Origin of the sequence: Bradyrhizobium sp., from assembly GCF_049519115.1 — a bacterium.
Classification (GTDB): Bacteria; Pseudomonadota; Alphaproteobacteria; order Rhizobiales; family Xanthobacteraceae; genus Bradyrhizobium.
The window spans coordinates 82033-95381 of sequence record NZ_JBEKRB010000002.1; the positions used below are offsets into that span (position 1 = coordinate 82033).

The window sequence follows — 13349 nt, forward strand, 5'->3', positions numbered from 1 at the left end:
TGGCATGGGCATCTTTATTGCATGCGCGAAGTGTACACCAGCGTGGAGAACTTTAACCAATGCCGTTACGTCAGATCTTGCTTGCAACGGCCACCGCTTCGATTGTCGCTTTTGCCGCGATGCCGGCCTCAAGCCAGACCGTACGCTACGCCAATCAGGGCGAGCTCAAATCGCTCGATCCCTATACGCTCAAGGAAACCACGACGATTGCCCATCATGCTCATGTCTATGAGGGGCTCGTCACCCGCGACAAGGATTTGAAGATTGCGCCTGCGCTGGCCGAAAGCTGGGAAACCCCGGAGCCGACCCGCTGGCGTTTCCACTTGCGCAAAGGCGTCAAGTTTCACAACGGCGACCCCTTCACCGCAGACGACGTGATTTTTTCCGCTGACCGCGTCCGCGCCAAGGGTTCGAACTTCCTCACCAACGTTCCCGCCGACGCCAAGTTCATCAAGATCGACGACTACACGGTGGACGTCAAACTCGACTCGCCCAATCCCATCCTGACCTCGCAATGGGACGGCTGGTTCATCATGGACAAGAAATGGTGCGAGGAAAATAATTCCGTCGCGCCGACGCCGGCCTCCGCCACCACGCCGAGCTACGCCGCGCTGCACGAAAATGGCACCGGCCCCTTCATCATCGAAAGCCATCAGCCCGGCGTAAAAACCGTGTTCAAGGTCAATCCGAGCTGGTGGGGCAAGCCCGAACACAACATCAAGGAAATCATCTTCACGCCGATCGGATCGGCTTCGACACGCGTGGCCGCGCTGCTGTCAGGCGAGGTGGACGTGATCGAGCCGGTGCCGACGCAAGATATTCAGCGCGTGAATTCCGGCGGCAACGCCACTGTCCTGACCGGAATGGAAGTTCGCACGATCTTCCTCGGCATGGACCAGGAGCGCAGCGAACTGTTATACTCCAACATCAAGGGCAAGAATCCGTTCAAGGACATCCGTGTCCGCGAGGCCTTCTACAAGGCGATCGACGTCGAGCTGATCAAGAACCGCGTGATGCGCGGCCTCTCGACGCCCTCGGCGCTGATGGTCGCGCCACAACTATTCCCGCTCTCGAAGGACTTCGTCCGTCCGAAGGCCGATCCGGAAGCCGCCAAGAAGCTGATGGCGGAAGCCGGTTATCCCGACGGCTTCGAAGTCACGATGGACTGTCCCAACGACCGTTACATCAACGACGCCGATATTTGCCAGGCGGTGGTCGGCATGCTCGCGCGCATAGGAGTCAAGGTCACGCTGCTGGCGCAACCCAAGGCGCAGTATTTCGGCAAGGTGCTCAAGCCCGGCGGTTACCAGACCTCGTTCTACCTCCTTGGCTGGACGCCGGCATCGATGGATTCCCATAACGTGCTCTACGACATCATGGGCTGCCACGATCCCAAGGTGCCTACCCGGGGCGAGGCCAATCTCGGCGGCTATTGCAACACCGAACTCGACGCGCTCGCCGACAAGGTTCTGGTCGAGACCGACACCGCCAAGCGCGACCAGATGATCAAGCAGGCCTTCGAAATCGGAATCAAGGATTACGGCTATATCCCGCTGCATCAGCAGTCGCTGGCCTGGGGCGTTTCGAAAAAAGTGAAAATCGTCCAGCGCGCCGATAATCAGGTTCTGTTCTATTGGGCGACGAAGCAGGAATAACGCGACGGTGGCGGCGCGTATCGCGCTTTGAAGAAGTGAAAGGAAGATATGCTCGCTTTCACGCTTCGCCGGGCCATCCAAGCGATCGGTGTCTTGATCGCCGTCGGGATCATTTCGTTCTCGATGTTCCGTTTCGTTGGCGATCCCGTCAGCCAGATCGTTTCGATCGACACTTCGTCCGCTGAGCGGGCGGAGATCAGAAAATCGCTCGGGCTCGACGATTCCATAGCGGTGCAGTTCGCCCGCTACTTCGCCAACGCCGCGCAATTCAAGTTCGGCATCTCTTATCAGTTCCGCCTGCCGGTTGCCGACCTTCTGAAGGAACGGATGCCTGCGACGCTGGAACTCGCGACCTGCGCCACCATTCTCGCGATGCTGTTCGGTATCCTGATGGGCGTGTATTCGGCGCTCCGGCGCGATACGCTGCTTGCGAAACTATTCCAGGCGATTTCGCTGATCGGCATTTCTCTGCCGACCTTTCTGATCGGTATTCTCCTGATCTACCTGTTCTCGGTGACGCTCGGCTGGCTGCCTTCGTTCGGCCGCGGCGACGTCGTACGGTTTGGCTGGTGGACCACCGGTCTTCTGACGGTCTCGGGGCTGAAAGCGCTGATCCTGCCATCGGTCACGCTCGGCCTGTTCCAGATGACGCTGATCATGCGGCTGGTGCGGGCCGAGATGCTAGAGGTCCTGCGCACGGATTACATCCGCTTTGCCCGCGCGCGCGGATTGTCGACCCGCGCCATCCATTTCGGGCATGCGTTGAAGAACACGCTGGTGCCCGTGATCACGGTGGCGGGCCTGCAATTTGGCTCGGTAATTGCATTCGCGATCATCACCGAAACCGTTTTCCAATGGCCCGGCATGGGGCTTCTGTTCGTGCAGGCCGTGCAGAATGTCGATATCCCGATTATGGCAGCCTATTTGCTGATGGTGTCGCTGATCTTTGTCACCATCAACCTCCTGGTCGACGTACTCTACACGGTGGTCGATCCGCGCCTGCGCGCCAGCGTCGGCCGCCCGGCGTGAGTGAAGTTCGCATGTCCGACGCCGCCCTCCCCCAAGCTCCTTCGACCCACGCGCCGACTGCGAGCTTTCTTCGGCGCGCGCTCGATAGCGACGTCTTCTATTCATTCCGCCGCTCGCGGCTGACGATGGTGGCCGCCATCGTGACACTGCTTTTCTTCGTGCTGGCGATCGCAGCGCCGCTGATCGCGGTTCAGAATCCGTTCGATCCCAGCGAGCTCCAGCTGATCAATTCGCGGATCGCGCCGCTCTGGACCGCCGACGGCCAAAGCCCGTTTTTGCTGGGCACCGATGAACAGGGCCGCGATGTCCTGTCCGCCATCCTCTACGGTTTGCGAATATCGCTGATCGTCGGCATTCTCGGCGTGGTGTTTTCGGGAGCGCTCGGCATCGCGCTTGGCCTGATTGCCGGCTATTTCGGCGGCGCAATCGACGCCTTGATCATGCGGATCGCCGACGTGCAGCTCACCTTTCCGGCGATCCTGATCGCACTGCTGGTCAACGGGGTCGCCAAATCGCTGTTCGGCAATCGGCTCGATGCCATGAGCACGCTTGCGGTGCTGGTGATCGCGGTCGGCCTGAGCTTCTGGGTGCAATATGCCCGCACCGTGCGCGGCTCGGTGATGGTGGAGAAAAACAAGGATTACGTGGCGGCTGCGCAACTGATCGGTCTGCCCGCGCCCGTCATCATGCTGCGGCATGTCTTGCCCAACACGATGGGTCCGATCCTGGTGATCGCGACCATCAATCTGGCGCTTGCGATCATTACCGAGGCGACCTTGTCGTTTCTCGGCGCCGGCATGCCCGACACCATGCCCTCGCTCGGAACTCTGATCCGCATCGGCAACAATTATCTGTTCGCCGGCGAATGGTGGATCGTGGCCTTCCCTGGTCTTGCGCTCGCGGTGCTAATCCTGTCCATCAACCTGCTCGGCGACTGGCTGCGCGACGCGCTGAACCCGAAACTGAGATGAGCGAACCAGTCCTCTCCGTGCGTAACCTGCGGGTAGAATTCGCCACCCGCCATCAGGTGCTGCGCGCGATCGACGGCGTTTCCTTCGATATCGCCAAGGGCGAGGTGCTGGGCGTGGTCGGCGAATCCGGCGCCGGAAAATCCGTGACAGGGCTCGCCGTCATTGGCCTGATCGACCGGCCCGGCCGCATCGCCGGCGGCGAGATTTATCTGTCTGGTTTGCGGATCGACGATCTGCCGCCGGAAGAAATGCGGCGCATCCGGGGAAAGCGGATCGGAATGATTTTCCAGGATCCGCTGACGAGCCTTAATCCGCTCTACCGGATCGGCGATCAGCTGATCGAAACCATCCGGACCCACACCAATCTGTCCGAACCGGCGGCGCGCAAGCGCGCCATCGATCTGCTCGCCGAGGTCGGCATTCCCGCACCGGAGAAACGCATCGATGCCTATCCGCACGAATTCTCCGGCGGCATGCGGCAGCGCGTCGTCATTGCGCTCGCGATCTGCGCCGAGCCCGAGCTGATCATCGCGGATGAACCGACCACGGCGCTCGACGTGTCGGTGCAGGCCCAGATCATTGCGCTGATCAAACGGCTCGGACGCGATCACGGCACCGCGGTGATGCTCGTGACTCATGATATGGGCGTGATCGCAGAGACCTCCGACCGCGTCGCGGTGATGTATTCCGGCCGCATCGCCGAGATCGGTCCGGTGCACGATGTCGTGCAAAATCCGTTGCATCCGTACGCCAAGGGCCTGATGGGCGCGATCCCGACGCTGGCCAGCGACGCCGCGCGCCTGGTCCAGATTCCTGGCACCATGCCGCGGCTATCCGCGATTCCGCAGGGCTGCCCGTTCAACCCGCGCTGCACTTTTGCGTTCGACCGCTGCCGCACCGAGCGGCCTGAGCCGATCGCCCATGGCACCCAGTCGGTCGCCTGCCATCTCTATGACGCCGATACCAAGGACACGGCGGCATGACGGAAAAAACATTTGTCGAGGTGAAAAACCTGCGCCGCGTCTTTGACGTCTCCAAGCCGTGGCTCAATCGTGTTCTCGAAGGCGGACACCTGGAGTTTCTCAAAGCGGTCGACGACATCAGTTTCGATGTCGCCAAGGGCGAGACCTTTGCGCTGGTTGGGGAATCCGGTTCGGGAAAAACCACCGTGGCGCGGATGGTGGTGGGGTTGTTGCCGCCGACCTCAGGAGAAGTCGTCATCGACGGGGTGTCGATGACCGATCCTCGTCAGGCGCAGGCGCGACGGCTGTTGCGCCGCCGCATCCAGATGATTTTCCAGGATCCCTATGCGAGCCTCAATCCGCGGCTTCGGGTCGATGCCATCGTCGCCGAGCCGATCCGCGCCTTCGACCTGATCCAAAAGGAATCCGATATTCGCGCTCGCGTCGGCGAATTGCTCGGCTTGGTCGGCCTCCACGCCGACGATGGCTGGAAATATCCGCATGAGTTCTCCGGCGGCCAGCGCCAGCGTATCGCGATTGCGCGCGCGCTAGCCTCGGAAGCCGAGTTCATCGTCTGCGACGAGCCGACCTCCGCGCTCGATGTGTCGGTTCAGGCGCAAATCCTCAATTTGATGCGCGACCTGCAAGACAAGTTCGGCCTTACCTATCTCTTCATCAGCCACAACCTCGCCGTGGTGCGGCATATGGCCAAGCGCATCGGCGTGATGTATCTCGGCCGCGTCGTCGAGATTGCCGACGCGCATGCGCTTTTCGATACACCGCGCATGCCCTACACCAAGATGCTGCTCGGCGCGGTTCCGGACCTCGCGATGTCGGGCCGACAGCGTATTCCCGTGAAAGGCGAAATTCCGAACCCGATCAACCCGCCGGCCGGCTGCGCCTTTAATCCGCGCTGTCCGCTGGCCTTTGACCGCTGCCGCCGCGAGACCCCCCAGCTGATCAACGGAGTGGCCTGCCACGCCGTTAACAATCCGGCTGAAGTGGCGATCGGCGTATGATCACCAAAGGCGTGATCACAATGACTGGAAGCTGGTGTGGTGGACTTGACATTCGCTTCAGTATTGCCGCGAGTTCTCAAGCGAATGTCAGTCCAAAACCGCTCCAGGACTTATAATTTCTGGTTTTCCTTTGGTTCTGACATTCGTAAATGAGGTAGCCGCAACAGGGTACGAAGTCAGAACTGGGACACCAGTTGGCAGAGCGCCCTGGCTATGGTCAATTGCGGCGCTTTCACGCGTGATCACAACCACGGATACCCATGGGCAACATCAATCCAGATCCCTTCACCACTCGCCCCGAAATCGAGGGCATGTTCGGCGTGGTCACCTCGACCCACTGGATTGCGACCGCGGTCGGTATGGGTATCCTGGAAAAAGGCGGCAACGCGTTTGACGCCGCCGTCGCCACCGCCTTCACCCTTCAAGTGGTGGAACCGCATCTAAACGGCCCCGGCGGCGATGTGCCGATCATCGTGCATGACGTCAAGCGCGGACGCACCGAGGTGATTTGCGGCCAGGGGCCGGCACCGGCGGGCGCCACCATCGCGCACTACAAGAGCGAGGGGCTCGAGATGGTGCCCGGCACCGGGCTGCTCGCGGCCTGCATTCCCGGCACCTTCGAATCCTGGATGCTGTTGCTTCGCGACTACGGCACCCTACGGCTGCGCGACGTGTTGGAACCGGCGATCGCTTACGCCCGCGACGGCTATCCGTTCCTGGAACGCGCGGCCGCAACCGTCCAAACCGTCGAACAATTGTTCCGGCAATATTGGACGACCTCGGCCGCGGTTTATCTGCCGAACAATGAAGTCCCGCAACCGGGCTCGATCTTCACGAATGCGAAGCTCGCGGAAACCTATACACGCATCCTGAAAGAAGCTGAAAGCGCCGGCGGCGATCGCGACGCACAAATCGAAGCCGCGCGTAAAACCTGGTCGAAAGGCTTCGTGGCCGAAGCCATCGACAAGTTCTGCCGCACGCAGGAAGTGATGGATGTGAGCGGGTCGCCGCATCGCGGCGTGCTTTCCGCCGACGATATGGCGCGCTGGCAACCGACGATCGAAGCACCGCTGACCTATGACTACGGCCGCTATACGGTTTGCAAGGCCGACGTCTGGAGTCAGGGGCCGGTGATGCTGCAACAACTGGCGCTGCTGAAGGGTTTTAAGCTCGACGGACTCGATCCTGCCGGGCCCGAATTCATCCACACCCAGATCGAATGCGCCAAACTCGCCTATGCCGACCGCGAGAAATTCTACGGCGATCCCAAGTTCGTGGAGGTACCGATCGCCACGCTGCTGTCGGATGCCTATAACGACGAACGGCGCAAGCTGATCTCGGACAAAGCCTCGCTCGAATTCATTCCGGGCTCGGTCGAAGGTTTTGGTGGCGTGGTGAAGCTGCGGCGCCAGGAAGGCCAGCGCGAGGCGGTCGGCGCCATGGGCGCGGGCGAACCAACCGTCGGCCGCTTCGGCGAGGTCCGGGGCGATACCGTTCACTTCGATATCATCGATCGGGCCGGCAACATGATCTCGGCAACGCCGTCCGGCGGCTGGCTGCAATCTTCGCCCGTGATCCCCGAACTCGGCTTTTGCCTCGGCAGCCGCGCGCAGATGTTCTGGCTCGAAGAAGGCCAGCCCGCTTCACTCGCGCCGGGAAAACGCCCGCGCACCACGCTCTCGCCAACCATGGCGCTGCGCGACGGCGAGCCGTATCTGTCCTGGGGTTCGCCCGGCGGCGACCAGCAGGATCAATGGATCACGCAATTCTTCCTGCGGCACGTCCACGCCAAGATGAACTTGCAGGAGGCGATCGACGCGCCGGCCTGGCACTCCGAACATTTCCCGATCTCGTTCTGGCCGCGCACCGCGAGACCCGGCGTGGTGGTGATTGAAAACCGCGTGCCCAAGGCGACGATCGAGAACCTGCGCGAGCGCGGACATCTCGTCGAGGTCGGACCGGATTGGTCCGAGGGCCGCCTGACCGCCGCCTCGAAAATCGGCCGCCGCCGCCGCGCCGCGGCCAACGCCCGCGGCATGCAGGGCTACGCCGCAGGGCGCTAAATCCATGACCTGGTCGATCATTGCCAAAGACAATGCCACCGGCCAGATCGCAATAGCGGTCGCCACGAAATTCTTCGCGGTCGGCTCGCGCGTTCCTCATATCGCCCCCGCAATCGGCGGCATCGCCACGCAGGCATTGATCAATCCCTATTACGGGATCGACGGCGTGAAGCTGCTTCGCGAGGGCCGCAGCCCCCACACCATTATCGAAACGCTGATCGCAAAAGATGCCGGACACGCCAGCCGGCAACTTCACATCATGGACGCCAAGGGACAGATCGCCGCCTACACCGGAAAAGACTGCGTCGACTGGTGCGGCCATCTCAAAGGCGACGGGTTTTCGATTGCCGGCAATATGCTCGCAAACGGGCGCGTGCTGGATGACACCGCGAAAGCCTATGTCACCAACGCAGACCTTCCCTTCGCGCAACGCCTGATCGCGGCCATGCGCGCGGGCGAGCTGGCTGGCGGCGACAAGCGCGGCAAGCAATCGGCCGCGCTTCTGATTTACGGCGAAGAAGAATGGTCCGATCTCGACCTGCGCGTCGATGACCACATCGATCCCCTTGCCGAACTTCAACGGCTGGAAGCGGTAAGCCGCGAGCGTTGGGTGCATTTTCGAAAATACCTGCCGAGCCGGAAAAATCCCGCCGGGATCACCGATCGGGCGGTGATCGACGCCGGTATCGCGGCTGCGATCGAAAGCTGGCAATGAGCGAGACGCCGCTCATTGACATCAAGGATTTGCGCGTCACCTTTCGTGGCGATGACGGACGCACCACGCATGCGGTCGACACGGTCAATCTGGCTGTGGCGCGAGGCGCCACGCTTGGCCTGGTCGGCGAATCCGGCTGCGGCAAGAGCGTCACCTCGCTCGCCGTTATGGGGCTTTTACCGAAACAATCGGCCGAGGTGACCGGATCGATCCGCTTCGACGGCTTCGATCTTCTCGACGTCTCCGACCGGATCCGACGCGACTTGCGCGGAAATCGGCTTGCGATGATTTTCCAGGAGCCGATGACCTCGCTCAATCCGAGCTTCACCATCGGCGACCAGATCATCGAATCCATTCTCCGTCACCGCGGCGGCAGCAAGGCGGCCGCGCGCAACCGCACGATCGAATTGCTTCGGCGGGTGCATATCCCCTCGCCCGAGCAGCGCGTCGACGAATATCCGCACAAGCTTTCCGGCGGTATGCGCCAGCGCGTGATGATCGCCATGGCGCTCGCCTGCGATCCGCGCCTTCTGATTGCCGATGAGCCAACCACCGCGCTCGACGTCACCTTGCAGGCCCAGATCCTCGATCTGATGCGCGAGCTAAAGGCCGAGAGCGGTGCTGCTATCATCCTGATCACCCATGACCTCGGCGTGGTCGCCGAAGTCTGTGACGAGGTCGCGGTGATGTATGCCGGCGAGGTCGTCGAACGGGCCAGCGTCGATGCGCTGTTCGCTAATCCGCAGCATCCCTACACCGTCGGCCTGCTCGGTTCGATTCCACGCCTCGACCACCGCGCCTCGCATCTGGCGACCATCGAGGGCATGGTTCCGAACATGGCCGACCCGCCGAAGGGCTGCCGTTTCGCCGCACGATGTCCTTTTACTGAAACAGCCTGCCTCGCGGAGCCGCCGCGGTTTGCAGAGGTCAGCTCCGGTCATTGGTCGCGCTGCATCCGCGCGCCGCTGGAAAGGCTGGTATCTTGATGGCGGTACGAGTTCAGTTCGTTCCCCGGGCGCGGCGCAGCACAAGCGCAGCGCTGTGTTGCGCCGCAGACCCGGGGTCCAGTTTGGGTGGGTCCCGGTTCTGCAGCACACCGCTTTGCGCTGCGCTGCGCCCGGGACACGAGAATGGCGATCCACTGAGCGCAGGACTTAGCGCATGACCGCGTTGTTGGAAGCGAAAAATCTCGTCAAGCATTTCGTCGCGAAGCGCTCGGTGTTCGGACGGCCGACATCCTACGTCAAGGCCGTCGACGGCGTCTCCTTCAGCGTCAATGCCGGCGAGACGTTGGCGCTGGTCGGTGAATCCGGCTGCGGCAAATCGACCGTGAGCCGCCTGGTATTACGCCTGATCGAACCCGATCAGGGCGAGATTCGTTTTGAAGGCCGCGACCTCCTCGGCATGGCTGCGAACGAATTGCGGGCGTTCCGCCGCGATGCCCAGATCATCTTCCAGGATCCGTATGCCTCGCTGAATCCGCGAATGACGGTCGGCCAGATCCTGGCCGAGCCGCTCGCCTTGCATGACCTCGTGCCGAAGGAACGACGCCGCGAACGGGTCGAGGAGCTTCTGCGGCTGGTCGGGCTCGAACCGCGCTCGGCGCGCCGCTACGCCCACGAATTTTCCGGCGGCCAGCGCCAGCGCATCGCGATCGCGCGGGCGCTCGCGGTCGAACCGAAGCTGATCATCTGCGACGAGCCCGTCTCGGCGCTCGATGTTTCGATCCGTTCGCAAATCCTCAACTTGCTGCGCGATCTGCAACAACGGCTGGGTCTAGCTTATATCTTCGTCTCGCACGACTTGGCTGTGGTCAAGCATATCGCCGACCGGGTCGCGGTCATGAATCTCGGCCAGATCGTCGAGACTGCGGACGCAGAGGCCCTGTTTGCCTCGCCGCGTCATCCCTATAGCCGTGCGCTGTTATCAGCCATTCCCGTGCCTAAGCCGCAGGCAAAACGCAGCCGCCTGGTGCTCGAAGGCGAAATGCCGAGCGCCCTCAATCCGCCGTCCGGCTGCCGATTTCATACACGTTGTCCCTATGTGATCGATCGCTGCCGGATCGAAATCCCCCAATTGCTGGCGAACGCAGCCGGACACTTGACCGCCTGCCACCGCAGCGACGAATTGCCGCCGGCCAACGCCATCGTTCCTTCCGACGGCGGGCTCTCGCCGTTGCTGACCAAGCTGATTGCGGCCTTCAACCGCGTGGAAGCTGGCGGTTCTGGTGTTGGTACAGATGATGCACTTGCAAACGCGGATGCAGCAACGCTCGCCAATAGCTGAGTTAAGGAGAACTGAACCATGAGGACTTTGCGCCTGGCTGCGACCGCCACCGCTCTTGCGATGTCGCTGATGGCGAGCGCGCAAGCCGAGACGACCTTGCGCATCGGTCTTGCCGAAGACCCCGATATGCTCGATCCGTCGGTGGGACGGACCTATGTCGGACGCATCGTGTTCTCGGCCTTTTGCGACAAGCTGTTCGATATCGACGAGAAGCTCAACATCGTGCCACAGCTCGCGCTGTCCTACGAGACCTCGGCCGACGGCAAGGCGACGACCATCAAGCTTCGGCCCGGCGTCAAGTTTCACGACGGCGAGGTGCTCGACGCCGAAGCCGCGAAATTCTCGATCGAGCGGCACATCAACATGCCCGGCTCGTTCCGGAAATCGGAGCTCGCCAGCGTCGACCATGTCGAGGTGATCGATCCCCTCACGATCAAACTCGTATTGAAGAGCCCGTTCGCGCCGCTGATCTCCCAACTCACCGATCGCGCCGGCATGATGGTTTCACCCAAGGCGGTGAAGGAGGAAGGCGACAAGTTCGGCCTGCATCCGGTCTGCGCCGGGCCTTACAAGTTTGTCGAGCGCGTCCAACAGGACCGCATGGTGTTCGAGCGCTTTGCCGACTACTGGAACAAGGACAACGTCTTCATCGATCGCGTCGTATTCCTGCCGATCGTCGATGCCACGGTGCGGCTCGCCAATCTCAAATCCGGCGGGCTCGATTTGATCGAGCGCGTGCTCGCCACCGATATCAAGGATGTGGAGTCCGACTCCCGCCTCGTGCTGTCGACCGCGCCCGAACTCGGTTATCTCGGCCTCACCATCAACACCAACAACGACAAGAGCAAGGGTGCGCTCACCAACGTCAAGGTGCGTCAGGCGCTCGATCTGTCGATCGACCGTGAAGCGCTCAACCAGGTCGCCTTCAACGGCGAGTTCACGCCGGGCAACCAGTGGGTCAGTCCCTCGCACCCTTATTACCAGCAATCCTCTCCGATCCGCCCGCGCGATGTCGAAAAAGCCAAGGCGCTGTTGAAGGAAGCCGGCGTCTCCCTGCCGGTCTCGGTCGACTATATGGTGCCGAAGGGCTCTGAATATGAGGCGGTCGCGCAGGTCGTTCAGTCGATGGCGGCCGAAGCCGGCTTCGACATCAAGCTTCGCCTGGTCGAGTTCGCGACGTCTTTCAAACAGGTCCAGGCCGGTGAATTCCAGGTATTCCAGATCAACTGGAGCGGCCGCATCGATCCAGACGGCAATTCCTACGTCTTCCTGCATACCGGCGCGCCGCAGAACGACGGCGGTTATTCAAATCCCGAAGCCGACAAATTGATGGAAGAGGCGCGGCTGACCAGCGACCTCGCGACGCGCAAATCGATCTACGAAAAGCTGACCAAGATCCTGCTCAACGACGAGCCGATCATCTACCTCTATCACAAGAAGCTTCTGTTCGCGCATACCAAGAAGCTCGAAGGCTACCGGCCGGTACCCGATGGGCTGGTGCGCGTTGTCGGGTTGAAGTTGAAGTGAGAATGCTGGCGCCAGACCCCTCCCTGCTCCTTTCCCCCTTGTGGGGGAGGGTTGGGGTGGGGGGTCCACACGGGGACCACCCCCCTCCCTGTCCCTCCCCCACAAGGGGGGAGGGAACGACGTGGCGAGCACCGTCGACGAAACCTGCTCCCGCTGCGTTTGCCATGGTGCACGCCCGATGCTGAACTTCCTCGGCAGCCGCCTTCTGCAAATGGTGCCGACGCTGTTTTTCGTGTCGATCCTGATCTTTTCGCTTCAGCACTTGCTGCCCGGCGATCCCGCGCTGGTGATGGCCGGCGAGGAACGCGACCCGGCAGTGATCGAGCAGATCAGAAAGCAGTACCACCTCGATCAACCGATCCCGGTCCAATACGCCTACTGGGTCAAGGGCGTGCTCATGGGCGACCTCGGTGAATCGCTGCGGGTGAAGGTGCCGGTGCGCGAATTGATCGCGCAGAAACTTCCGGTGACTTTGCAACTGGCATCGATGGCGATCGTGATCGCTTTACTGATCGGCATTCCCGCCGGCATCGTCTCCGCCGTCAAGCAAGGCACCGCCTGGGACTATGGCGCCAACCTGTTCGCGCTTTGGGGCATCTCGACGCCGAATTTCTGGCTCGGAATCATGCTGATCTTTTTGTTCTCGATCAAGCTCGGCTGGCTTCCCGCTTCAGGCTACGTGCCGCTCTCCGAAAACTGGCGAGCCAGCCTCGCCTCGACCATCATGCCGGCGTTCGTGCTCGGCAATGCCATTGCGGCAATCCTGATGCGGCACACCCGCAGCGCGATGCTTCAGGTTTTGCAGAGCGACTATGTCCGCACCGCCCGCGCCAAAGGCCTTTCCGAGCGCAGCGTGATCCTCAAACATGCGATGCGCAATGCGCTGACACCGGTCATCACGCTCGGCGCGCTCGAACTCGGCACGCTGCTGTCGGGCGCGGTGCTGACCGAGCAGATATTTTCGATTCCCGGCTTCGGCAAGCTGATCGTGGACGCCGTATTCAACCGCGACTATGCGGTAGTGCAAGGCGTCGTGCTGGTGACTGCAACCGTTTATCTCACGCTGAACCTGATCGCCGATATCGCCTATGTTCTCGTCAATCCGCGGCTGAGGGGATGATG

At 61.7% G+C, this 13349-nt stretch carries 11 protein-coding genes; all 11 read left to right on the plus strand.

Features of this window, described 5'->3' with window-relative positions:
• Window positions 1-59 precede the first annotated feature (59 nt).
• The 11 genes from ABSE61_RS02230 to ABSE61_RS02280 all read left to right on the plus strand — a co-directional run bounded on the left by ABSE61_RS02230 (window position 60) and on the right by ABSE61_RS02280 (window position 13347).
• Window positions 60-1655 carry an ABC transporter substrate-binding protein gene (locus ABSE61_RS02230; protein ID WP_423869434.1) on the plus strand — a complete coding sequence of 532 codons (1596 nt, stop codon included), beginning with the start codon at window positions 60-62 and terminating at the stop codon, window positions 1653-1655.
• Between the two features lie 48 nt (window positions 1656-1703).
• A complete protein-coding gene (locus ABSE61_RS02235) occupies window positions 1704-2684 on the plus strand; it encodes an ABC transporter permease (RefSeq protein WP_423869435.1) in 981 nt (326 codons plus the stop codon).
• Window positions 2685-2695: 11 nt separating this feature from the next.
• On the plus strand, window positions 2696-3655 hold the full coding sequence (locus ABSE61_RS02240) for an ABC transporter permease (RefSeq protein WP_423869436.1): 960 nt from the start codon (window positions 2696-2698) through the stop codon (window positions 3653-3655).
• Complete coding sequence (locus tag ABSE61_RS02245; protein ID WP_423869437.1) at window positions 3652-4638, plus strand: ABC transporter ATP-binding protein; 987 nt, start codon at window positions 3652-3654, stop codon at window positions 4636-4638. The genes ABSE61_RS02240 and ABSE61_RS02245 overlap by 4 nt, the downstream gene beginning before the upstream one ends.
• Window positions 4635-5636 (plus strand): ABC transporter ATP-binding protein, encoded by a 1002-nt coding sequence (locus ABSE61_RS02250; protein ID WP_423869438.1) that lies wholly within the window; start codon window positions 4635-4637, stop codon window positions 5634-5636. Before ABSE61_RS02245 ends, ABSE61_RS02250 begins: the two co-directional genes overlap by 4 nt.
• Window positions 5637-5896: 260 nt before the next feature.
• The gene (locus ABSE61_RS02255; RefSeq protein WP_423869439.1) at window positions 5897-7699 is read left to right on the plus strand and encodes a gamma-glutamyltransferase family protein; all 1803 of its coding nucleotides are present in this window, start codon (window positions 5897-5899) and stop codon (window positions 7697-7699) included.
• A 4-nt stretch (window positions 7700-7703) separates the two neighbouring features.
• Window positions 7704-8414, plus strand: coding sequence for a DUF1028 domain-containing protein (locus ABSE61_RS02260; RefSeq protein WP_423869440.1), 711 nt, complete (start codon window positions 7704-7706; stop codon window positions 8412-8414).
• A complete protein-coding gene (locus tag ABSE61_RS02265) occupies window positions 8411-9400 on the plus strand; it encodes an ABC transporter ATP-binding protein (RefSeq protein WP_423869441.1) in 990 nt (329 codons plus the stop codon). Before ABSE61_RS02260 ends, ABSE61_RS02265 begins: the two co-directional genes overlap by 4 nt.
• A 175-nt stretch (window positions 9401-9575) precedes the next feature.
• Window positions 9576-10700 (plus strand): ABC transporter ATP-binding protein, encoded by a 1125-nt coding sequence (locus ABSE61_RS02270; protein WP_423869442.1) that lies wholly within the window; start codon window positions 9576-9578, stop codon window positions 10698-10700.
• Between the two features lie 18 nt (window positions 10701-10718).
• Window positions 10719-12227 carry an ABC transporter substrate-binding protein gene (locus ABSE61_RS02275; RefSeq protein WP_423869443.1) on the plus strand — a complete coding sequence of 503 codons (1509 nt, stop codon included), beginning with the start codon at window positions 10719-10721 and terminating at the stop codon, window positions 12225-12227.
• A gap of 178 nt (window positions 12228-12405) precedes the next feature.
• Window positions 12406-13347, plus strand: coding sequence for an ABC transporter permease (locus tag ABSE61_RS02280; protein ID WP_423869648.1), 942 nt, complete (start codon window positions 12406-12408; stop codon window positions 13345-13347).
• Window positions 13348-13349: the final 2 nt, after the last annotated feature.